This is a genomic window from Mesobacillus campisalis, assembly GCF_000986785.1.
Lineage (GTDB): Bacteria > Bacillota > Bacilli > Bacillales > Cytobacillaceae > Mesobacillus_B > Mesobacillus_B campisalis.
This window is the reverse complement of record NZ_LAYY01000030.1, coordinates 1-20899: the sequence shown is the minus strand read 5'-3', so window position 1 is coordinate 20899 and position 20899 is coordinate 1. Positions and strand designations below refer to the sequence as shown.

The window sequence follows — 20899 nt, the reverse complement described above, 5'->3', positions numbered from 1 at the left end:
TGATGAAACCCATGAAAACATTTTCAGTCTTTTTAGCAGCATGATGAAAATAGTTAAAAACGATTACGGAGCCATTGAAATAAAGTGAAAGCGGTCTTATGATGCAAATATAAGTTTTCATACATTCGAAATAAACAGGGAGGTTACTTTATGAAAAAGGCTTTTGAAAAAGCCCAGCAATTCGGGAAATCGTTCATGCTTCCCATTGCCGTTTTACCGGCTGCTGGTTTGTTATTGGGAATTGGCGGAGCGCTTTCGAATCCAAATACGGTTTCAGCTTATCCGTTTTTAGATATCGCATGGCTTCAAGCCATCTTTATTATCATGAGTGCGGCAGGGAATATCGTGTTTGCGAACTTGCCAATCATTTTTGCAGTTGGGGTTGCCGTTGGTTTGGCCCGTTCGGATAAAGGAACGGCTGGATTGGCAGCGATGATTGGTTATTTTGTTATGAACAGTGCCATTAACGCTCTACTCGGCCTGGCTGGCGAACTGGCGGAAGGAAATTTGGCCGGAGCCGGACAGGGAATGGCTGTTGGAATACAAACCTTGGAAACAGGGGTATTTGGCGGGATTGTCATCGGGATTGTCGCTGCATCCCTGCACAATAAATACAATAAAATACAGCTGCCTCAGGTTCTAGGCTTCTTTGGAGGTTCCCGATTCATTCCAATCGTGGTATCATTCGCCTCGATTTTTGTCGGTGCGGCATTATTTGTGGTCTGGCCTTATTTCCAGCTGTTCATCAATCAACTGGGAGCTCTCGTGACAGGTACTGGCGAAATCGGGACCCTCTTTTATGGATTTATTCTTCGTATGCTTGGACCAATGGGATTGCATCATATTTTCTATCTGCCATTCTGGCAAACCGCTCTTGGGGGTACGATGGAAATTGGCGGCAAATTGATTAGCGGTACGCAGAATATCTTTTTTGCACAATTGGCGGATCCTTCGACTACACAGTATTACGAAGGGGTATCGAGATTTATGTCAGGCCGTTTCATTACAATGATGTTTGGTCTGCCAGGAGCCGCTTTAGCGATTTATCATTGCGCGAAAAAGGAAAATCGGAAAGTGGTTGCGGGTATTCTTTTATCCGCTGCATTAACATCCTTCCTGACAGGGATTACCGAGCCATTGGAATTTAGCTTCCTGTTTGTTGCCCCACTATTATATGTCGTGCATGCCATATTCGATGGCTTTGCGTTCATGATGGCGGACATTTTCAATATCACGGTAGGACAAACCTTCTCCGGCGGATTCATTGATTTCATTTTATTCGGTATTCTGCAGGGTGTGGACAAAACAAACTGGCCATATGTACTACTCGTAGGGATTCCTTGGTTCTTCCTGTATTATTTCACATTCAGGTACTTGATTCGTAAAAAGAACTTCAAGGTCATTGGCCGCGAAGATAAGGAAGAGACCACTGCACAGCAAGTTTCCGCAACAGATCGTGCGAAAACAATCGTAGAAGGATTGGGCGGAAGAGAAAATATCGAGGTTGTCGACTGCTGTGCGACTCGCTTGCGTGTGACCATTAAGGATGAACACCAGGTGAAGGAGGATATCCTTCAGCAGACAGGTTCAAAAGGAATCGTGAAGAAAGGGACGGGTGTCCAAATCATTTACGGACCTCAAGTGACGATTGTGAAAAACGAAGTTGAAGAGTATTTAGAACAATAATCTCTTTATAAGGAAGTGTTAGTGTTGCAACGTGTGTTAGAGCAGATAAAAAAAGGATTAGTAGTTTCCTGCCAGGCGTTGGAAGGGGAGCCCCTGCACAGCTCCTTTATTATGGGGCGAATGGCATTAGCCGCGAAAGATGGCGGAGCGGTTGGCATTCGTGCCAACTCAGTTGAAGATATTGTTGAGATTAAAAAACAAGTCGACCTGCCGGTGATTGGCATCATCAAACAAGTGTACGGTGACCATCCGGTATTTATTACCCCGACGATGAAGGAAATCGATGCTTTGGCGCAAACAGGCTGCGAAATCATTGCGACAGATGCAACGAGCCGGATTCGCCCAGATGGCAGCAATTTGGAGAGCTTTTATAAGGAAGTGCGTTCGCGGCATCCTCATCTTTTATTGATGGCCGACGTCTCGACAGTCGAAGAAGCGATTGTTGCGGATGAACTGGGGTTTGAAATAGTTGCCCCAACTTTATATGGCTATACAGCTGAAACAGATGGCTTGAAAATCGACGATCATGATTATGCCGTGATCAGCCAGATTGTAAAAGAAGTGAAGAACGCCAAGGTTGTGGCGGAGGGCAATGTGTCTACACCGGAGATTGCAAAGTCCGTGTTGGACATTGGTGTCCATGCCGTCGTTGTTGGCGGCGCGATAACGAGACCACAGCTGATTACAAAGAAGTTTGCTGATGCTTTGAAGAACTAAAGCTTTTAATGAAAATAACCCTGGGCTTTGAGCCTTTGGGTTATTTTTCATTGCAATAATAGTTTTCAATCCTTTTACGAAGAATAAACTTCATTCAGATATAATGGAAAGAGATAGAATGCATCAGTAAGGAGTACATACATGGAGTATCTTGGTGAAAACCTGATTCACGGGATTGAGTGCAATATGGAGAAATTCACGAGCTCTGAGGCTGAATTAGCCAACTATATCATCAATCATCCCGAAGAAATCAGTCAATTATCGATTAGTCAGATTGCCAAAAAGATTCATATTTCGCCTGCTACGATTACCCGCTTCTGCCAGAAGCTTACTTTTTCAGGGTTCAATGAATTCAAACATGAATTAAAAAGGTACATCGACTTGAGAAACAAACCGGCGAAGACGAGTGATATCAAGGAAATTGATTATTTCTCAAAGCTGTATCAAAATCATTTGGAGCTCATTGAAGGGACCTTTCGGAATATCACTTATCAAGCCCTTCAACAGGCTGTTTCGCTTCTCAATGGTGCGAAGAAAGTCCACGTTTATGGCATCGGCAACTCTGGAATCGCGGCACAGGAATTTAAATGGAAGTTTTTTCGGATAGGGGTGAATGTCGAGAGTATTACCGACCCCCATCAGGCTGTAATGGATGCATCTCTGGCAGGAAAAGACAGCCTGATCATAGGCATTTCGGTATCAGGGGAGACAAGGGAAGTGATTGATGCGGTAAAAATAGCGAAGCAGCATGGAGCCACTGTTCTGGCATTCACGAGTGAAAAAAACTCCGAGCTGTCCCGGCTGGCACATCTGACTATGATTGTCATGAGTAAAAGCAATATGCATATGGGCCAAAACATCTCTCCAACCCTTCCGCTTTTCCTCCTCTTTGACCTGATCTATACCGAGCTTATCGCCAAAGACTATTTGAATCGCATCCAAATTCGCGATAAAACCTTGCGGGCCCTCGAGGGGTAAAGCGAATGGGGGACGGTTCACACCGTATCATGGGAGAATTCCCAAGCACATAAAAATGCGGTTAGCCTCACAGCTAACCGCGTTTTTCCTTAAATATTTTCCTGTTTTAACCCCTCTATAATGTTTTCATTTTTTATTTTTGAGATGGAGTACAGCATGGCCGCCCCTACAATCAGGAAAATCAGGACGATTACGAAAAGGATGCTCATCCATGGCAGGCTGAATCCATATTCAAAGGTATACCTAAGGGCATGGTGCATGCCGAACATGACCAGGATGCTGATAGGAAGTCCATAGGCCAGGGCCTTGACTCCATAAAATACACTTTCATAATGGATCATTTTATTAAATCCTTTAGGGGTCATCCCAACCGACCGCAGCATCGCAAATTCCCGCTTGCGAAGTGAAATGCTTGTCGAGATGGTGTTAAAGATATTCGCGATTGAAATGAGGGAAATGAGCGTAATGAAACCATAGGTGAAGACGGACATCAGCAAGATCATCTGCTCATCTTGCTGCCGCCGCTGAAAAACATTGTAAACATTAATATTTGTATCTTTGCGGTCTTCAATCGCTGTCTGGGTGGCCATCGGGTCCGAACTGTTCAAATAGACATAGGAGCTCACTTGCTCGGCGTCGGCAGCCAACTGCCACAATGTGTCTTCAGGAACGATAAGGTTCACTCCACCCAGGGAAGCGGTCTGGACACCTATTGGAACCTCGTCGGTGAGGGCGCCTATTTGGACTGTGCCCTCCAATTCCCGTTCAGGCTGCTCTGTTTCAGAATCACCGTAGGGCATGCTGAATAAGTCTATCTTGTCGCCGACTTCCGCCTCAAGCGCTTTGGTTTGTATAAGTTTTCCGATTGAAGCATCCTCATAGGAAATCTGATCAATAACAATCGCGCTTGGTTTGTCAGGCTGGGTGAAGTCTGCTGCATCCACACCGATTTGCGTCGCATAGGCCTGGAAACTTTCCGAATCCAATCCATGCATGACAGTATAATAAGGATATTTTCCATCGGTAAGCTCCAAATCGTTCTCAGCAATTTGCTTTTTCAACGGATCAGGGAGGTCGTCGATTCCAACAAGCGCCTCAAATTGCACTTCGTCAATAAAGGTGGATTTCGTTACTTGATCCAATTCCGCAAAGCTTGCCAGCTCTTCCTTTCCCAAATGACTGCTGAAAATCTGGATATCATACTGAAGATTATCCTGCGACAATTCCAGGGATTTTTTCAGATTTTCGGTAAAATAGGTGACTGATAGGAAAAGGACAATGCTGATTACTAACGAAAAAACGGTGGCCAGGTATCGTTTCCTATTCCTTTTCACATTCTTCAGCCCAATTTCGGCTTCAAGTCCGAAGATTTTTCGCACCAGCCTGTTTGTTTTGACCGTTTTTCCTGACAACTTAATGTCATGCGTCTGGCGGATGGCATCAATGGCGGAAATCCGGGATGCTTTTTGCGCCGGAATATAGGTTGAAATGAAAATCGTCAGGATGGAAATGCCGCATGCAATCAAAATCGACGCCGGTGTGACCACCAATTCAAGCCTTTCCGTAACATTTAATGCGTCCTGGATAAACGTATTGATGAAAATGAAGGTGATGCCAATACCCGCAAGGCCGGCCAGAATCCCAACCGGAATACTGATCGCTCCGATAACTGCTCCTTCAAAAAAGACCGAATTCCGTTTTTGCCTCTTCGTCGCACCAACGCTTGAAAGCATCCCCAGGTGCCTGGCACGCTCTGATACACTAATGGCAAATGCATTATAAATCAAAGCGATGGAGCCAATGATAATGACGGCCATAATGATGCCTGCCAATGAGAATAGCGTCATGCGCAGGTTGTCATTATCCGTTACCCCGTAATAGCGAAGCAAATCGGAATTAAAATGGACATTTTCAATTCCCTGTTGGGCAGCGAGTTTATTGGCGTCTTCAAAAAGGGAGCCTTTTATATTGTTTAAAACGACGAAAGCATCAACGGAATCAGAGGATGTGTCATCCACATAGCCAATCGCCGTGTAACCGGGAGCCCAGGTAGGTTCCCATGTAGGGCGTTCAATCGTGCCGACGATGGTCATGGTTTTGGTTTCGGTATTTTTCAATTCTTCATTAATTGTATCTTCACCACGCTGAAGAGATTGATTTTGAGTCAGCATGGCTGGTTCTGTTGTACTCCAGCGCTCCCCTATATCAGCTGTGAGTTGATCTCCTATTTTGTACTCCACTTTTGCATTGTTTTTTATCGCTTCTGAAATGGCAACCTCATTTTCATTTCGGGGAAGCCTTCCTTCGCTGACTGTGATCGGGAATTGCTCCATGCCGGTTTTATTATAGCTTCTAAAATGTAGATAAGGTTTATAGGCATTTTCCGATTCTTCAAGGGCTGCATAGCCATCGCTTGAGAGGGCAAGTGTTTTTGTGCTGCTGTCCTGCTCAATCGCTTGTATTTGGTCATGGGTGAGATCCTTGTAGAGAACATGCCATTCTCCGTTTTTGGCAATATCCTGGCGAATCATTAAGTCCAAAAAGGAAACACCAAGGGTCGCAACCGCGGTGATCATCGCTACCGAAATGATGACGCCGATGATGGTGACGAGTGATCGGCGTTTATTCTCTTTTAAATGCCTCAGGGTTACCTTGTTGATAATATTCACGGCCGGGTCACCTCATCTTTGGCAACCTTTCCGTCTTCAATGGAGATGATGCGGTCCGCCTGAAGGGCGATGCGTTCATCATGCGTGATCACAATCAGCGTTTGATTGTAGGTTTTGTTGAACATTTTAAGCAGTTCCATGATTTCTTCACTATTTTTGCTATCGAGATTGCCTGTCGGCTCGTCGGCAAGGATAATCGCAGGGTTGCTGATCAGCGCCCTGCCTATCGAGACGCGCTGCTGCTGACCGCCTGAAAGCTGGTTCGGCAGGTGGGAAAGACGATTGGTCAATCCGAGAATGTCGACAATTCTTTTAAGATGGCTGGGATCCACTTTTTGCTCATCCAAAAGCATCGGCAGCGTCATATTTTCTTCGACGGTTAAAATAGGTATCAGATTATAAAATTGATAAATCAAGCCGATTTGCCTGCGCCTGAAAATTGCAAGCTGTGTTTCATTCAGGTTATAAATATCAGTCTGATCAATGAGCACCTTTCCGCTCGTTGGCCGATCGACGCCGCCAAGCATATGGAGCAAAGTGGATTTTCCAGAGCCGGAAGGGCCGATGATGCAGACAAATTCGCCTTTTTTCACGGAAAAAGATACATCATCAAGCGCTTTGACCGCTGTTTCGCCTTTGCCATACACCTTCGATAGATTTTTAACTTCAACTATATTCATATGAAAACCTCCGTTAATTTCTTCTATGAGGTCAGTATAAGAGGCCAGTATGACTTTAAAGTGACTGTTAAGTGACAGTTTATTCACTTTGGGAGGGGAGGGATGGGGTTCTTCGGATAGAAGGGGGGGATGGTTGCAGTGCCGGGGTGATTCGGACAGGTCGCCCAGCTTTTCTTCGGGAGTTGTCCGAATAATCACACCAAACAACATCACGACTCTCAACCCCTAAATCACCTGCTTATAAAATTTAATCTGAAACGTTGTCCCAGCACCTTTTTCACTTTTAACGACAATATCGCCTTGCTGGCTTGCGATGATGCTGTGGGCCATCGCCAGGCCAATTCCGACGCTGTCATCACTAGCGTTTTTGCCCTTATAAAACCGTTTGAATATGTAGGGGAGATCCTCTTTGGCGATTCCCTTTCCGTTATCACCAATCTCAATCTCTGTGTACAGGGCATTCTCCGAAAACGTAATCCGGATTTCGCCGCCTTCGCCTGTATGCTCGACACAGTTTTTTATGATATTGATGAGCGCTTCTGCGGACCAGTTGAAATCCCCAATAAATGCGGCATTCTCATCACCATTGACCGACAGCCTTTGCATTTTTATATCCATGGGAACCAGAAGCGGCTCGATCGCTTTACGGACGAGGGGACCCACCAATACCTTTTCCTTTTTAAACGCAATCGTTCCAGCATCGATTTTTGAAAGCTTTAATAATGAAGAAACAAGCCATTCCATGCGTTCCAGCTGGACTTGAAGATTGCGGGTGAATTCTGCCCGCTTTGCATCTTCCAGGGAATTGTCCCGCAGCAAATCGGCCATCACCATCATCGAGGTAAGAGGGGTTTTTAACTGGTGGGAGATATCGGAAATCGCATTGGACAATTTTGTCTTATCCTCGACCAGAAGCGCTCTTTGCTCAGAAAGCATTCTAGTCACCTTATAGATCTGGCTTTTCAGGAGGCTTAACTCTCCTTCATGGTTGTCACGAACGTCCAGCTTAAAATTCCCATTGCTGATTTGCTGCAGGTATCCTGAAAGCTTTTCAACCTCCCGATAACGCCATTTGGTGAAAACCAGCGCGCAGCCAATCAGAAGGATGGCGACTATAAGCACCAAAGCGGCACCGAGCATGGAAACAGAAATGGCTGCCAAACTAAAGCCGATTAGACTAATCAAAAGCAGAATGGTTAACAGAACTTGAACTTCCCGATTGCGGAGCAACTTAGTCACCAACCTTATAGCCCATGCCGCGTATGGTCTTGATCAGCGTCGGGTTTTGCGGGTCGTCTTCCAGCTTCTCCCGCAATCTTTTAATATAAACGGTCAAGGTGTTGTCGTTGACAAAATCTCCGGCGACATCCCAAATGCGGTCCAGCAGCTGCGCCCTTGTGAGGACCTGTCCAATGTGGTTGGCGAAAATAAGGAAAAGCCGGTACTCCAGGGCCGTCAACAAAACTTCCGTGCCCCGTTTGTTCACCTTTCCTTCGAGTGTGTTGATTTGAATATTCCCGATTTCAATGGTGTTTTGCGGCAGTGTCTGGCGATGGTAACGGCGGAGGACGGATTTAATCCTCGAAACCAGTTCGCGGATGCGAAAAGGCTTGGTGATATAATCATCCGCTCCCATATCGAGGCCCATGACGACGTTCACTTCATCATCAAAGGCAGTTAAAAAGATGACCGGAATATCCCGCCGTTTTTTCACGAGCGCACATAAGTCGTACCCGCTGCCATCAGGAAGATTTAGGTCAAACAGGCATAAGTCGATTTCGTCGATTTGATTCTGAATCATTTCTTTTGCAGAGGCGGCATCATGGCAAAGCACGGTTTCATACTCCTCCTGATTGAGTGAGTACTCCAATCCCGAAGCGATGGTCCGGTCATCTTCGACCAATAAGATTTTCATTTTGTTCATCCTAACATTCAGGTTTTCTATTTTTATCTTATTGGAAGAGGGGGTTATCGTCAAAATTAAGTGATGAGCAGGAGAGGGGAAAGTGGGACTGCACATAAAAAAACAGAAGAGACGTTTCTCTTCTGTTTTTTCAGCAGAATGCACAAAACTCACTTATTCATCCTTGGGATCCTCCTGAAAATGCTCATTCAGGTAGGGATTTTCCGTCGTAGCGAAGTTAACAGATTGAAGGCTCATCTCCGGATCCATCCCGTAATATCCCTTAAATTCGTCGTTTACTGATTGGCCACTTTTGAATTGCGGTTCTCCTTTTTCTTTCATGTTGCACCTCTTTTCATTCCCTTATTTTTCAATAATCGGGAAGGAAAAATACCAGGGAAATCAAAATTACACAGTAAGAGGAAGGTTATAAGTGCAACAGAATCTTTAGCCTGATTGCCAGAGGAAATGTGTCCCTTAAAAAAGACCGTTATTGACTGAACTGAACACTCGCTTCACCAAGTGTACTGAAGGAGGCAGTGAACTGATCACCAGGTTTTGCTTCAACCGCTTCCGACAGGGCTCCGGATAAGATTACTTCACCGGCTTTTAATGATACCCCGTATTCGTGCAGCTTATTGGCGAGCCATGCTACACAGAGAGCGGGATCACCCAATACATCGGTGCTGCTGCCTTCATTGACGGCTTCACTATTTTTCAATAGTTTCATATGAACAGATTTTAGGTCCACATCGCTGAGTTTAACTTTGTTGGTTCCGAGGACATATAACCCGCAGGATGCATTGTCAGCCACTGTATCCACCAGTTTTATTTTCCAGTCTTTAATCCGGCTGTCCACAATTTCAATCGCAGGGATGACATAATCGGTGGCGGCTAAAACACTCTCTGCCGACACATTTGGACCGGTTAGATCTTGTTTCAGCACAAAGGCGATTTCGCCCTCAATCTTCGGCTGGAAAAGTGTGCTTAGGGAGACGATCCCCCCATTTGGAACCTCCATCGATTGCAAAAGATGCCCATAGTCTGGCTGGTCGACACAGAGGAGGTTTTGCATCGCCAATGAAGTTAAGCCGATTTTCTTTCCGGTAATATGGTCGCCTCCGCTTGTGGCTTTCTCAATCCGCTGAATCTGGATTTTGTACGCATCCTCTACGGTCAGTGATGGATCTTTTGTAGAGAGCGGGACCGGAATTGATTGATGCTTTTCATAGGCATCATCCAGAAGCTGGACAGCCTTAGATAGGATCACGTTTGTCAAAGAATTACCCCCTTTTATGAAAAAGTTTGGGAAGACAAGGATGTTTTAACTTGTCTTAACAAATGTATTATGATCGTACCTCTTAATAGGTTCGCTTTGGATTCTAAAGGGTGCAGTTCGCCTTGCTCATCTACTAAAATGATGCTTTTTAAAATACGATCCGGACCTTCCAGCTCTGCTTCATAGATTCCAGGAGCAGGCAGCATGGTATCTTCAATCAGCATAAATTTATGGCCGTTCCATGTTGTCTTTACGAAATAATCCTTGCCAAGGAAATGGCGTATTTCATCGACCTTTGCGGAAAGCAGTCTTTGGCGGATGGCCGTTGAACTGATTTTCTCCCCTTGATGAGCAAGGCAATCCACCTCTGTGACGGTAATCAAGCCATCTGAGTCAGCCGGAATTTGGTTGAGCCTTGCCGATCCTTTTGCCCCGTAGGAAAAATCAAACCCTGCCACCGCATGTGTCACCTCCAGGCCAAGCAAGTAGTCCTGGACGAACTTTTGAGGTGAAAGCTTTGCGAATTTAGGGGTGAATTCCACTAGGTAAAATAGATCCACGCCTAATTTGGCCAATATTTTTTGTTTCTGGCAAAGTGTTGTTAAATGGGGAACCAAGCGTTTCCCGCCAGATAAGACAAAAATAGGGTGGGGGCGAAAACTCATCAATGCGAGCGGCAGACCTCGGCGTTTTGCTTCTTCATAGGCATGCTGGATTACTTGCTGATGCCCTAGATGCACGCCATCAAAATAACCTAGAGCCATTACGCACGGTGTGGCTTGCTTTTGGACCGACGGCAAGTTTTGCGCGTTCATGAATATTGTCTTCATCAGCACCCTGCCTCTCTTGTGTAATCTAGTTTGATACTTCTGCCAAATCTTCCAGGTTACGATATCTGCCAGCAAAATATAATAATGGATTGCCATCTTCAAGCTTGATATCTTTTACTCTCCCGATAAATAAAGTATGATCTCCTTCTACGTATTCCGCTGAAACCTCACAGGCTACCTGTGCCAATGCATCCGGGATAACAGGCATATCGGCCAGACGGCCAAAAGAAACCTGCTGGTCTTTAAGCTGTCCGGCAAAAATCATGGAGATGTCCTCTTGCTGTGCTGCTAAAATATTCACCGAGAACTTTTTAGATTCCTGAATTTTCGAGAGCATGCGTGCATTTTCCTTAATGGAAATCACAACTAATTTTGGGTCAAGTGATACAGACATAAACGCATTGGCTGTCATGCCGTGGGGATCACCATCTGTCTCCGTTAAAATGACAGTTACTCCTGTCGCAAACTTTCCCATTGCATCTCTGAATAAGCGATTATCCATGTTAAAAACCTCCTAATTGTTTTGCATGATCCATACCTGTTCATTTCTCTTTTTTACTATCTCTGTGTTATAATCTTTTTTAACTTAGAAGAGAAATCGGAATATTTTAAATACTAGACATTTAAAATGTAACCGTTCTCAAAAGACAGCAAAGCAGCCTAGTCCTTAAACCCTTCTAGCCTATCCCTGGCACCGGGATTGAACACCTACATCGTAACACTTGTGAATGCAGGAAGAATCATACAATTTATAGCAAGTTTTCTTTATTTTTAGTGTGAAAAGTATAAAAACTGTTTCATAAGTGTTATTTCGCTACAACCATTTAGGAGGGTGAATATACGTGAGAAACAATCTGATTAATGATGTCTTTGATTTGCCTAAGGATGAGGCTTTACATACTTTTTATGAACGTATCATCACGATTCCTATTACTGCCATCACGGCCCTGAAAAAGGAACTTGTAACCGCGATCGGAGAGGATCGCACCAGGGGGATTTTTACCCGCTATGGCTGGCATTGCGGAGTGAGCGATGGAGAGAAAGCGCTCACTTTTCAATGGGAAGATGAACGCGAACTGATTCAAGTAGGGCCCAAAGTGCATATTCTGCATGGATACCTGGAGGATGTCATTATCGATGATATGAAGTTTGATGAAGAGGGAGGCTTGGAATCCATCGATGTCTCCTGGTTCAATTCCTATGAGGCCGCTGAATTTTTAAAGGGCGGGATTATGAGTGAGGAACCGGTATGTCACACCCTATGCGGATATGCAGGCGGGTATTTGTCCACGGTCTTAAAAAAGCCGATTCTTGTCAAGGAAACCAAATGTACGGCAATGGGCCATGAAAAATGTGAAATCATTTGTATGCCGATGGAAAAATGGGGCCCCAAGCTTGACAACGACTATCGATATTACCAATCCTCCAGCATGATTCAGGAACTGGATGAAATTACAGCGAAATTAAAAATAGAACGGGACTATTTAAATACCGCCAATGAAGTCCATCGGAAATTGATAGAAAAGCTGCTGTCCCAGCAAGGGCTGGAAGCCATAGTGGAACTGCTCTATAAAACAACAGGACTGCCTGCTTTTATTGAAAATGAATACAACCAGATTATTATGAAGTCGGATGGTGTTGAGATCGATTTTGACCTGGAAAAAATGAACACGAGTGCGACCAGCTATATCAATGTTTCACCTGGAAAAAGCATACTTAGAACACCTATTTTCTTTGAACAGCAAATCAAGGGTTATTGTTCTTTTCTATATGATGAGGATCAGATCCCCAATGATCTGGAATATATGATTATCGACCAGGCTTCGCTCACCGCATCCATTATCCTTCTGAATGAAAATATTAAAATCAATACCGAGCAAAATATCAGACGGGATTTTTTAAGCGATATTTTGGAAGGCAGGTTTGAGAAAGAAGAACTATATAAACTCTCGTATTATCTCAAATTCAATCCGGAAGATTCCTACTGGATGCTGACGATGGAAAGAAAGATCAATAAAGAGGATATGAATCATGAAATCGAAGTGAATGAAAAATTGGTTCGTTATATTAACCTGTTTTTCAAGGAAAGGCAGATTAACGCGATTGTTTCCCAAAAACTCGGTAAAATTATCATGTTGATTGAATATCCATCCTTTAAGGAATTGTGTGTGAAGCCGGCAAAGTTCATCAACCAGCTGTTAAAGCATTGTTCACGCCGTTTCGCCAAGTACACCTTCTTTGTGGGTGTCTCTTCCGTGGTCGAAAATATCGGCCAGGTTTCCATGTTATATGATGAAACGCTGGCTGCTTTAAAAGCAAAAAACACGAAAAAACAAGTCCAGTTTTTTGAAGACCTGGGGATTGAGAGTGTCCTGTTTCAAATCCCCGATGACAGTTTGATCAATCGTTTTGTCCACAAACAAGTAGGGGATCTGCTGGAAGCTGACAAGAACATGGAGCTCATACAAACTTTATACGCTTATATAGAGAATGGCATTAATATCAATCACACCGCTAAAGCTCTTTGCATGTCGATTAGCGGCTTGCGATACCGGTTATCGAAGATCAGCGAGATTCTGAACCTTGATTTGAACGACACAAAAAGTGTATTTTCCGTTTATATGGCCTTGAATGTGTTAAAAGCAAAAGGACAAATTACGATATAAATTGGATAAAACCTTGGAAGAAAACAGTGATGATGGCTGTTTTCTTCCAAGGTTTTTATTTTTTTGCTTTTTTTTAGTGATATTAGATATTCCTATAAACCCTTTGTTTACAGTACTTTTGGGAAGTACACGTTTGGCGGTTTCACATATAAAATCTAAAAAATCAAAAATTTTTCGTACTTTTCATAGCTATCATAAGAATTAAATGGCCGATATGATTAGAACCAATCAGACAGAACTTCTGTTTTGACAACGCTTACAAAATGAAGGAGGAATAAATTTGCCAAATGTACAGGTTCTTCAAAAAACAGTGAACAGGGAAGAAATCCTTCAGAAAGCCAGGGAAGTTGGGGAATTAGCGGAAGCACATGCCCTGCAGGCAGATGTTGATGCGAAATTGCCTGATATCGTAATAGAAAAGATAAAGGAGGCAGGCTTTCATAAGCTCCTTCGGCCAAAAACATATGGCGGCCAGGATTTGGATTATTATACCTTTGGCGATATCATCCGCACGGTAGCCAATTATAGTGTTCCTGCTGCCTGGATTACCTATTTCGCCATCATCCACGAAACATGGCCCGCCTATTTGCCAAAAAAGGGCCGGGATGAATTGTACAATAGCGGCTCCTTAATGGCGGATGTTTTCGCGCCTGTTGGAAAAGTAACGGATGATGAGGATGGAGAAGGCTACCGGATCAGCGGCACCTGGAATTTCTGCAGCGGTGTCTTTTGGTGTGACTGGATTGCTTTGGGAGCGATTCATAAAATGCGGGATGGTTCCGAGCCGGAACTGAGCTTGTTCATCGTCCATAAAAAAGATACGGAAATTATTGAAAATTGGGATACAATCGGTCTGCGCGGAACAGGCAGCAATGCTGTTAAAGTAGAAGATGTCTATGTGCCGGCACATTATGTTTTCCCTCTGTCAAGAGTCGTTAAAGGGGCAACATCGCCTGATGGCAGCTACGAAGATGATTACCAAATCTTCAATGTTCCTTATCTCGCCTTCTTCCTGTCGGGATTTTCGCAGATTGCTATCGGAGGACTGGAACGGCTTGTGTCAGACTACAAAGAAAAGACAAAAAGCCGTGTCCGAATTTATAACAATAATACCAATGAAAAAGATGCCGGCAGCGCCCAGCGCACCCTTGGCGAAATCACCACTCAATTAAACAGCCTGAAAGCAATTGGTCAGCAATATATGGATAAATTGCATCACTATCAGGATCATAGCATTCGGGTTTTAGAGGAAGAAGAGCGTGAGCAGCTGTTCGCCATTCGCGGGCATGTAGCGAAAACAGCAGCGGAAACAGCAACACGGATAATCATCACGCTTGGCGGCAATTCCCTGTACAGGGGACAGCATACGGAACGGTTTGTCCGAGACCTGCTTGCTGTTGCTGCGCATCCAACCCACCTATATGAAGATGCCATGGTAGGGTACGGAAAATCAATACTCGGACTTGACGGCCATCCAATGTGGTAAAGCCATTTTTAAATAAAAAATAACTTTATTGGAGGAGTAGTATATGACGAAAGAACCTATTTTTGATGTTGCCCAGCTTGCGCATATTGAAATTTACAGTCCTAAATTAGAAGAATCTGTCGCGTTCTTCAGAGAAATTCTTGGCATGGATGAAGTCTACCGCCAAGGTAAGTCCGTTTATATGAGGGCATATGAGGACCACTATCATAATACGTTGATCATCACCGAAAATGATGAGGCAGGTCTTGGCCATATTGCCTTAAGAACAACTTCCCCTCAAGCACTTGAGCGCCGTGTTGCGGAACTTGAAAAGCTGGGCTGCGGCATTGGCTGGATCGATGGCGATGTCGGCCATGGACGCGCCTACCAATTCAGGACGCCGGATGGCCATAAGATTGAACTTTTCTGGGATGTGGAATATTACCAGGCCCCTGAAGACAAGAAGACACCATTGCTAAACCGCCCGCAAAGACGCCCGAACCGGGGTGTTCCTGTACGCCGTCTGGACCATATCAACATTCTGGCGAAGGAAACCAATCCAAATGTCGAGTTTCTGGAGGAAGCGCTGGGCTTCAAAGTCCGCGAGCGTATTCTAGCGGATGATAACACCGACATTGCGGCATGGCTGAGCGTCAGCAACCTCGTTCACGATATTGCGATCATGGGAGATGCACTTGGAGAAGAAGGCCGCCTGCACCACATCTGCTACTGGTATGGCTATCCCCAGCATCTATCGGATGTTGCGGATCTCTTGATTGAAAGCGGCTATGAAATTGAAGCAGGTCCAGGGAAGCATGGCGTCACTCAAGCCTACTTCCTGTATGTTGTCGAGCCCGGCGGCAACCGCGTCGAGCTGTTCGGCGACCCAGGCTACCAAATTTTCGATCCAGATTGGAAAACAATCGAATGGAAAGGCAAGGATTTGGAAAAGGCGATCATCTGGCACGGCTCAAATTTGCCGCAGGAGTTTTTCAAGTATGGAACACCGGTTAGAAAAGAACAGCCGGTAAAAGCGTAAAATCTTTTATTAAAAGCAGAAAGAGGAACCAATTTTGCTTCCTCTTTCTTTCTATGAAACTCTAATATTGTTAAAACATTGTGTGAAAGGAAAGGGAGGGTTTTTCTTGCAAACCAGTTCTAAATATATGGAAGTCAACGGAATTAATACCCACTATCATGAAGAAGGTTCAGGAAACGAAAAAATGATTTTAATCCATGGATCAGGTCCCGGTGTGTCGGCATTTGCCAACTGGAGGCTGGTGATTCCGCGCTTAAGTGAGTCCCTGCAGGTATTTGCACCGGACATCGTTGGTTTTGGCGAAACTGACAAACTTCCTAAAGAGGAATATAAATTGGATTTATGGGTCGACCATCTGATTGGTTTTATTGAAGCCGTATCCGATGAACCCGTATACCTTGTCGGAAATTCATTCGGCGGAGCTATGGCGCTTCATGTCGCGCACAGAAGGCCGGATTTAGTGAAGAAATTGATCTTAATGGGTTCAGTAGGGGTCCAGCACAAATTATCATACGGATTGGATCGCGTCTGGGGGTACGAGCCAAGCCTTCAGTCGATGCGTGAACTGATTCAACTGTTCTCCTATAACCAGGATGCCGCCAAAAATGAAGAGCTGGTCCGCATGCGTTACGAAGCCAGCATAAAGCCAGAGAGCAGGGACGCCTTTGCCGCCATGTTCTATGATTCGCGGCAGGAACGGCTGGATGAGCTTGCATTGCCTGACGAAGAAATCAAAAAAATCGAGACACAAACCTTATTATTCCACGGCTTGAATGACCAGGTCATCCTGTTCGAAGACACCAGTTATAAATTAATTCAGCTCTTGCCTCATGCCGAGCTGCATTTATTCAATGAATGCGGCCACTGGACGCAAATCGAAAAAACAGAACCGTTTATTGATCATATTTTGGCTTTTATTAAGAATTGATGTTTGAACGATTAACGAATGCTTAACTTGTTAAAAAGTACCCTGGAGAAGTTTTTGCTCCATGGGTACTTTTTTGTTATAAAAAACACCTCTCCATAAATTTGAAGAGGTGTCCATTGTATTAAACGTATTGCTTCATCCATTCCTGGAAGTTTGCAATGACACCATCTATAAAAGCGATGGTTGCTTCGTCCGTCAGGTTTCCATCAGCATCAAACTTCTCATGCACTGCACCTATGTATACTTCATTGCCGCCAAGGACTGGAGAGTTTAAGCCAACCGCAAACAGGATATCCCGCAGGTGCATCTGCGCTTTAACGGATCCCAAATTCCCCATGGAAGAGCCCATAATAATCGAAGGTTTGCCATTCATTACTTTCTCGACCCGGCTTAGCCAGTCAATGGCATTTCCTAATACTCCCGGAATGGTTGCATTGTATTCAGGTGTAACCCAAAGAACGGCATCGGCTTCTTTAACTTTCGCTTTGAAATCAAGAACTTCTTGTGGAGCATCCATTTCAATATCCTGGTTATACATGGGCAGAGGGGCTAAGTCTAAAATCTCGACTTCTAACTGATTGGCATAACGCTTTTGAACATACTTTGCCAGCTGTAAATTATAGGAGTTTTTCCGAATGCTCCCTACGATTGCTACTACTTTCATTTCGTTTACCTCCAGAAGTTAAATATTGACGAGGTTGCATTTCTTTTGCAACTGCCTTACGTAATCCCATTGATTCACTGAGACAAAGAGTCCTTTCTTCAGGGGGAATATGCCTTTGTTGGCCATTTGCCTACCTCGTCTTATAATTATCCTACTACTTTTTCAACTAATATGCGCAAAATGAGTCTCAGTATATGAAACTGTATAGATTATAAATATAAAAGAATTTTTAAAAAGAAAACCGTTCAGCTGTCTGAACGGATTGAGGATTGTATATTATAAAACTCAGATTCCTGTCTTGACGCCAAAACCAACTAAAACCAAGCCGGCTGATTTTTGGAATGCTTTCTGGAATCTGGGGTTATTCAGCCACTTTTTTGCGTAATCAATGACAGATACAAGGGTGAGAAACCATAATACGGCGAGCAGCGTCAGGATGGCCGCCAGCACCATCAATTGCTGGTTTACGTTTCCGTTCAAATTGATAAATTGGGGCATGACGGAGATATAAACCAATACAGTCTTTGGATTCAGGACATTGCTTAGCAATGCTTGCATAAAGGATTGTTTATTATATGTGGCTGCAGACTTTGCAGGTGATTTCGCTTGTGCCTGGATTTCCTCTAGGGAAAACACGCTTTTTGCAAAAAAACTTCTGATTCCCAAATAAATTAAGTATGCGGCTCCCAAATATTTGATCGTGCTGAACAGAATGACGGACTTGGCAATGACAACCGATAATCCAAGGATCGCTATGAGCGTCCAAAAGGAAAGTCCTGTTGCCATTCCCAGGACGGTATATCGTCCAGCTTTTGGTCCATAGCTGAGCGTGTTTTTCACCAGGAGCATCGTATCTGCCCCAGGGATTACAACCATCATGGCGGCAATTGAAATGTATGTAAGTAAGCTCTCCATGTTTTTCCCCCTTCCTTTAGTGACTACGCAGGTAACTACTTTTTATGAGTATATCATAAAATTTGGAAGTAACCAATAGTTTTGATAAAATATTAGTGACTAGGGTAGCGACTAATTTGTAGCAGGAGGGTTTATGAAAGAAGCCATTTTCGAAACATTAAAGAAGCTGAATTTTACCGAGTATGAAGCGAAAGCGTATCTTGCCTTATTGGAGGAATCTCCATTAACGGGGTATGCAGTAGCGAAAAATTCGGGAGTTCCACGTTCAAAAATATATGAAGTTCTGGATGGTCTCGCCATCAGGGGAGATATTCTGGTTAGTCCGGGCAATACCCCGCAATATACTCCTGTGCCTGCAAAAGAGCTGATTAAAAACCGCCGAAGGGAAGCAGAAGAGAACTTAGAACTGGCGGAAAAGTCATTAGCGGAGTTTGAACGTTCCGCCAATGACCGTGAAAATATATGGAATATCACGGAACGGAATAAAATACTTGATAAGGTAAAAGAATGTATAGGATTAGCCACCAAAAGGATTCTCCTGGAGATATGGAAAGACGAATACGAGGAATTGGAGCCTGAGTTAAGACAGGCATCAAAAAGAGGGGTCAACGTAACCATTGTTGCCTATGGGGAAATATCATCTGATTTTGCCCAGGTTTATCTCCATTATATGGGGGATGGAATAACGGAAGAGTATGGGGGACGATGGCTTGTTATCAGTGCAGATGATTCAGAGGTAGTAGCCGGTATTGTCTCGCTAGGAAAAGACAGCCGTGCCGCATGGACAAGGCATGTGGGTTTAGTGATGCCGATTACCGAAGTCATTATTCATGACTTGTACCTCATGGAAATTATGGAGAAGCACAGAGAACTTTTAGAAGAGAGCTTTGGGGAAAACCTCGTGAATTTACGCCATAAATTTTCTATATACCCGGATTATAAGAAACATTATCTGAAATAAAATGAGGCTATCTGAACATAGGATTAAAGCCTTTTTCCTTGTGGAAGAGGCTTTTTTGAGTCTAGGGCTGGGGAATAGGGACGTTTTCCGGCTCGGCGTCCTGGCGGTAATGCTCCGTGTCACAAGTTAGACACAGGTTTTTCAAATAAATCGATTTATTGATGCAATCCAGCCAGTAATTGATGCAATTCTAGCGATAATCTCTACGACCCCCTAATTCTTTTGGACACCTACTTGAGAGAAACAGTACACTAGGGTCAAGAAAATCAAAAGAAGTTAGGGGGAGAGAAGAATGGCAAACAGAAAAATACCAGCTCTTGAGGAAGTCAAAAAAAACTATGTCAGACTAGCTCTTGAGTCGGGGAATTATTCCTCTATTGCCCGTCATGCAGGTATCGATCGTACTACTCTTAATAGGTGGATTCAGGAATATGAAGATGAAGTAAGAGGACAGATGGAGGACCCTGCCTCAGCGGTACTATCTATAGAACCTACGAAAGAAGAGTTAAAGGCGAAATACGAACAGGCAATGAAACTGCTTGGTGAAAAAGAACTTGAAGTCGCTATGCTTAGGAATTTATTAAAAAAAAGCCAATCCCGGCCCTGACGGTCCTTGAAGAGATAAGGTTATGGGCAGAGGAGGGGTTTGCGATTACTAAATTGGCAGAGGCAGCTGGAGTAAATCGGTCTTTATATTATTATCATGCGGGGAGCGACGAAGAGATCGTAACCAAGGGAAAAAGGGGCCGTCCAATCCCAGGTTACTCAGTAACTGAAGCAGGAATTATTATCTCAGACGAACAGATAGAGGAGTTCCTCATGGAGGCGATTGAGGGAGATGGGGCGACTTACGGCGTTAAGAATCTTACAGAATATCTGAGGGAGCATCACAAACTTAGAATCAACCACAAAAAGGTGGCTAGACTATGTGGCAAATTGGGAATTCTCCTTCCCCACCGGACAGGCAGCCCGAAGTATCCCAGACGTCTTGTCAGGAATCGACTAGTCACAGCTCCGAACCAGCATTGGCAACTGGATATTAAATATGGGTCAATTGAAGGAAGCCGAAGGTTTTTCTTTATCGCAAGCGCCATCGATGTGTTTGATAGGCGTATTGTAGGTTATTACAGAGGCTCTAAATGCCAGGCGAAGGACATAACCGGAATGCTTAAGGAGGCCATTATCAGGAGAGGTCTGAAGGCCCCAGAGGAGCAGGATGGGCACTGTATCGTCCTTCGTACCGATAACGGCCCTCAGTTCGTAAGTAACCACTTTGGTGAATTCTGCGAAGAGAATAAAATCTTTCACGAGAGGATTCCTCCTAGGTCACCTAATTATAATGCATTTATCGAGTCGTTCCACAGCAACCTGGAACGTGATCTCTTCAGGCGTTTCACATTCGAATATTTTGAAGAGGCATATTACCGCATTGATGAGTACATGGAGTTCTACAATGAGAGAAGATACCATGGCAGTCTGGGGCGTATGTCTCCGGCCAAATTTTATGAAAAGTACAAGG

Annotated in this window: 20 protein-coding genes; 10 read left to right on the top strand and 10 right to left on the bottom strand. The window is 44.2% G+C overall.

The features are described 5' to 3' along the window. Nucleotides 1-150: 150 nt before the first annotated feature. The 3 genes from WQ57_RS19155 to WQ57_RS19145 all read left to right on the top strand — a co-directional run bounded on the left by WQ57_RS19155 (nt 151) and on the right by WQ57_RS19145 (nt 3381). Complete coding sequence (locus WQ57_RS19155; protein WP_046525377.1) at nt 151-1686, top strand: maltose/glucose-specific PTS transporter subunit IIC; 1536 nt, start codon at nt 151-153, stop codon at nt 1684-1686. A 24-nt stretch (nt 1687-1710) separates the two neighbouring features. Next, on the top strand, nt 1711-2403 hold the full coding sequence (locus tag WQ57_RS19150) for an N-acetylmannosamine-6-phosphate 2-epimerase (protein WP_046525376.1): 693 nt from the start codon (nt 1711-1713) through the stop codon (nt 2401-2403). 141 nt (nt 2404-2544) lie between these two features. Next, the gene (locus tag WQ57_RS19145) at nt 2545-3381 is read left to right on the top strand and encodes a MurR/RpiR family transcriptional regulator (RefSeq protein WP_046525375.1); all 837 of its coding nucleotides are present in this window, start codon (nt 2545-2547) and stop codon (nt 3379-3381) included. A gap of 89 nt (nt 3382-3470) precedes the next feature. Here WQ57_RS19145 and WQ57_RS19140 read toward each other — a convergent pair whose 3' ends face one another. The 8 genes from WQ57_RS19140 to WQ57_RS19110 all read right to left on the bottom strand — a co-directional run bounded on the left by WQ57_RS19140 (nt 3471) and on the right by WQ57_RS19110 (nt 11244). Beyond that, nucleotides 3471-6050 (bottom strand): ABC transporter permease, encoded by a 2580-nt coding sequence (locus WQ57_RS19140; protein WP_046525374.1) that lies wholly within the window; start codon nt 6048-6050, stop codon nt 3471-3473. Continuing rightward, nucleotides 6047-6730, bottom strand: a complete 684-nt coding sequence (locus tag WQ57_RS19135) for an ABC transporter ATP-binding protein (protein WP_046525373.1) — start codon at nt 6728-6730, stop codon at nt 6047-6049. The genes WQ57_RS19140 and WQ57_RS19135 overlap by 4 nt, the downstream gene beginning before the upstream one ends. 225 nt (nt 6731-6955) lie before the next feature. Beyond that, a complete protein-coding gene (locus WQ57_RS19130) occupies nt 6956-7960 on the bottom strand; it encodes a sensor histidine kinase (RefSeq protein WP_046525372.1) in 1005 nt (334 codons plus the stop codon). Between the two features lies 1 nt (nt 7961). Continuing rightward, nucleotides 7962-8645 (bottom strand): response regulator transcription factor, encoded by a 684-nt coding sequence (locus WQ57_RS19125; RefSeq protein WP_046525371.1) that lies wholly within the window; start codon nt 8643-8645, stop codon nt 7962-7964. Between the two features lie 162 nt (nt 8646-8807). Next, nucleotides 8808-8975 carry a hypothetical protein gene (locus tag WQ57_RS27060; RefSeq protein WP_173427585.1) on the bottom strand — a complete coding sequence of 56 codons (168 nt, stop codon included), beginning with the start codon at nt 8973-8975 and terminating at the stop codon, nt 8808-8810. A 148-nt stretch (nt 8976-9123) separates the two neighbouring features. Then, a complete protein-coding gene (locus WQ57_RS19120) occupies nt 9124-9912 on the bottom strand; it encodes a 2-keto-4-pentenoate hydratase (protein WP_046525370.1) in 789 nt (262 codons plus the stop codon). A 14-nt stretch (nt 9913-9926) separates the two neighbouring features. Beyond that, entirely contained in the window at nt 9927-10742 is an 816-nt protein-coding gene (locus tag WQ57_RS19115; RefSeq protein WP_046525392.1) for an FAD synthetase family protein, read from the bottom strand. Between the two features lie 25 nt (nt 10743-10767). Further along, nucleotides 10768-11244 (bottom strand): flavin reductase family protein, encoded by a 477-nt coding sequence (locus tag WQ57_RS19110; protein ID WP_046525369.1) that lies wholly within the window; start codon nt 11242-11244, stop codon nt 10768-10770. A gap of 340 nt (nt 11245-11584) precedes the next feature. On the opposite strand from WQ57_RS19110, the gene WQ57_RS19105 reads away from it, so the two are divergent. The 4 genes from WQ57_RS19105 (at nt 11585) to WQ57_RS19090 (ending at nt 16840) form a co-directional block, all read left to right on the top strand. Then, the gene (locus tag WQ57_RS19105) at nt 11585-13408 is read left to right on the top strand and encodes a XylR N-terminal domain-containing protein (protein ID WP_241481591.1); all 1824 of its coding nucleotides are present in this window, start codon (nt 11585-11587) and stop codon (nt 13406-13408) included. 280 nt (nt 13409-13688) lie between these two features. After that, a complete protein-coding gene (locus WQ57_RS19100) occupies nt 13689-14894 on the top strand; it encodes an acyl-CoA dehydrogenase family protein (protein ID WP_241481589.1) in 1206 nt (401 codons plus the stop codon). Nucleotides 14895-14937: 43 nt separating this feature from the next. Continuing rightward, on the top strand, nt 14938-15912 hold the full coding sequence (locus WQ57_RS19095; RefSeq protein ID WP_046525366.1) for a catechol 2,3-dioxygenase: 975 nt from the start codon (nt 14938-14940) through the stop codon (nt 15910-15912). 106 nt (nt 15913-16018) lie between these two features. Further along, nucleotides 16019-16840, top strand: a complete 822-nt coding sequence (locus WQ57_RS19090) for an alpha/beta fold hydrolase (RefSeq protein WP_156183185.1) — start codon at nt 16019-16021, stop codon at nt 16838-16840. A gap of 121 nt (nt 16841-16961) precedes the next feature. Here WQ57_RS19090 and WQ57_RS19085 read toward each other — a convergent pair whose 3' ends face one another. Both WQ57_RS19085 and WQ57_RS19080 read right to left on the bottom strand, forming a co-directional pair. Further along, nucleotides 16962-17504: an NADPH-dependent FMN reductase gene (locus WQ57_RS19085; RefSeq protein ID WP_046525365.1), complete on the bottom strand. Its 543-nt coding sequence runs from the start codon at nt 17502-17504 to the stop codon at nt 16962-16964. A 285-nt stretch (nt 17505-17789) separates the two neighbouring features. Further along, a complete protein-coding gene (locus tag WQ57_RS19080; protein WP_046525364.1) occupies nt 17790-18419 on the bottom strand; it encodes a homoserine/threonine efflux transporter in 630 nt (209 codons plus the stop codon). Nucleotides 18420-18552: 133 nt separating this feature from the next. Here WQ57_RS19080 and WQ57_RS19075 point away from each other — a divergent pair, with 133 nt between their 5' ends. From WQ57_RS19075 to WQ57_RS19065, 3 genes are all read left to right on the top strand, one after another. Next, nucleotides 18553-19380 carry a TrmB family transcriptional regulator gene (locus WQ57_RS19075; protein WP_046525363.1) on the top strand — a complete coding sequence of 276 codons (828 nt, stop codon included), beginning with the start codon at nt 18553-18555 and terminating at the stop codon, nt 19378-19380. A gap of 292 nt (nt 19381-19672) precedes the next feature. Continuing rightward, on the top strand, nt 19673-19987 hold the full coding sequence (locus WQ57_RS19070) for a helix-turn-helix domain-containing protein (protein ID WP_046522972.1): 315 nt from the start codon (nt 19673-19675) through the stop codon (nt 19985-19987). 53 nt (nt 19988-20040) lie between these two features. Beyond that, a partial coding sequence (locus WQ57_RS19065) for an IS3 family transposase (RefSeq protein ID WP_052948826.1) occupies nt 20041-20899 on the top strand: 859 nt, incomplete at its 3' end.

Coding starts and splice junctions, on each gene's coding strand:
- WQ57_RS19135 (WP_046525373.1), bottom strand. CDS start 6,730: ATGAATATAGTTGAAGTTAAAAATCTATCGAAGGTGTATGGCAAAGGC.
- WQ57_RS19085 (WP_046525365.1), bottom strand. CDS start 17,504: ATGAAAGTAGTAGCAATCGTAGGGAGCATTCGGAAAAACTCCTATAAT.
- WQ57_RS19125 (WP_046525371.1), bottom strand. CDS start 8,645: ATGAAAATCTTATTGGTCGAAGATGACCGGACCATCGCTTCGGGATTG.
- WQ57_RS19155 (WP_046525377.1), top strand. CDS start 151: ATGAAAAAGGCTTTTGAAAAAGCCCAGCAATTCGGGAAATCGTTCATG.
- WQ57_RS27060 (WP_173427585.1), bottom strand. CDS start 8,975: ATGAAAGAAAAAGGAGAACCGCAATTCAAAAGTGGCCAATCAGTAAAC.
- WQ57_RS19115 (WP_046525392.1), bottom strand. CDS start 10,742: ATGAAGACAATATTCATGAACGCGCAAAACTTGCCGTCGGTCCAAAAG.
- WQ57_RS19110 (WP_046525369.1), bottom strand. CDS start 11,244: ATGGATAATCGCTTATTCAGAGATGCAATGGGAAAGTTTGCGACAGGA.
- WQ57_RS19095 (WP_046525366.1), top strand. CDS start 14,938: ATGACGAAAGAACCTATTTTTGATGTTGCCCAGCTTGCGCATATTGAA.
- WQ57_RS19070 (WP_046522972.1), top strand. CDS start 19,673: ATGGCAAACAGAAAAATACCAGCTCTTGAGGAAGTCAAAAAAAACTAT.
- WQ57_RS19145 (WP_046525375.1), top strand. CDS start 2,545: ATGGAGTATCTTGGTGAAAACCTGATTCACGGGATTGAGTGCAATATG.
- WQ57_RS19080 (WP_046525364.1), bottom strand. CDS start 18,419: ATGGAGAGCTTACTTACATACATTTCAATTGCCGCCATGATGGTTGTA.
- WQ57_RS19075 (WP_046525363.1), top strand. CDS start 18,553: ATGAAAGAAGCCATTTTCGAAACATTAAAGAAGCTGAATTTTACCGAG.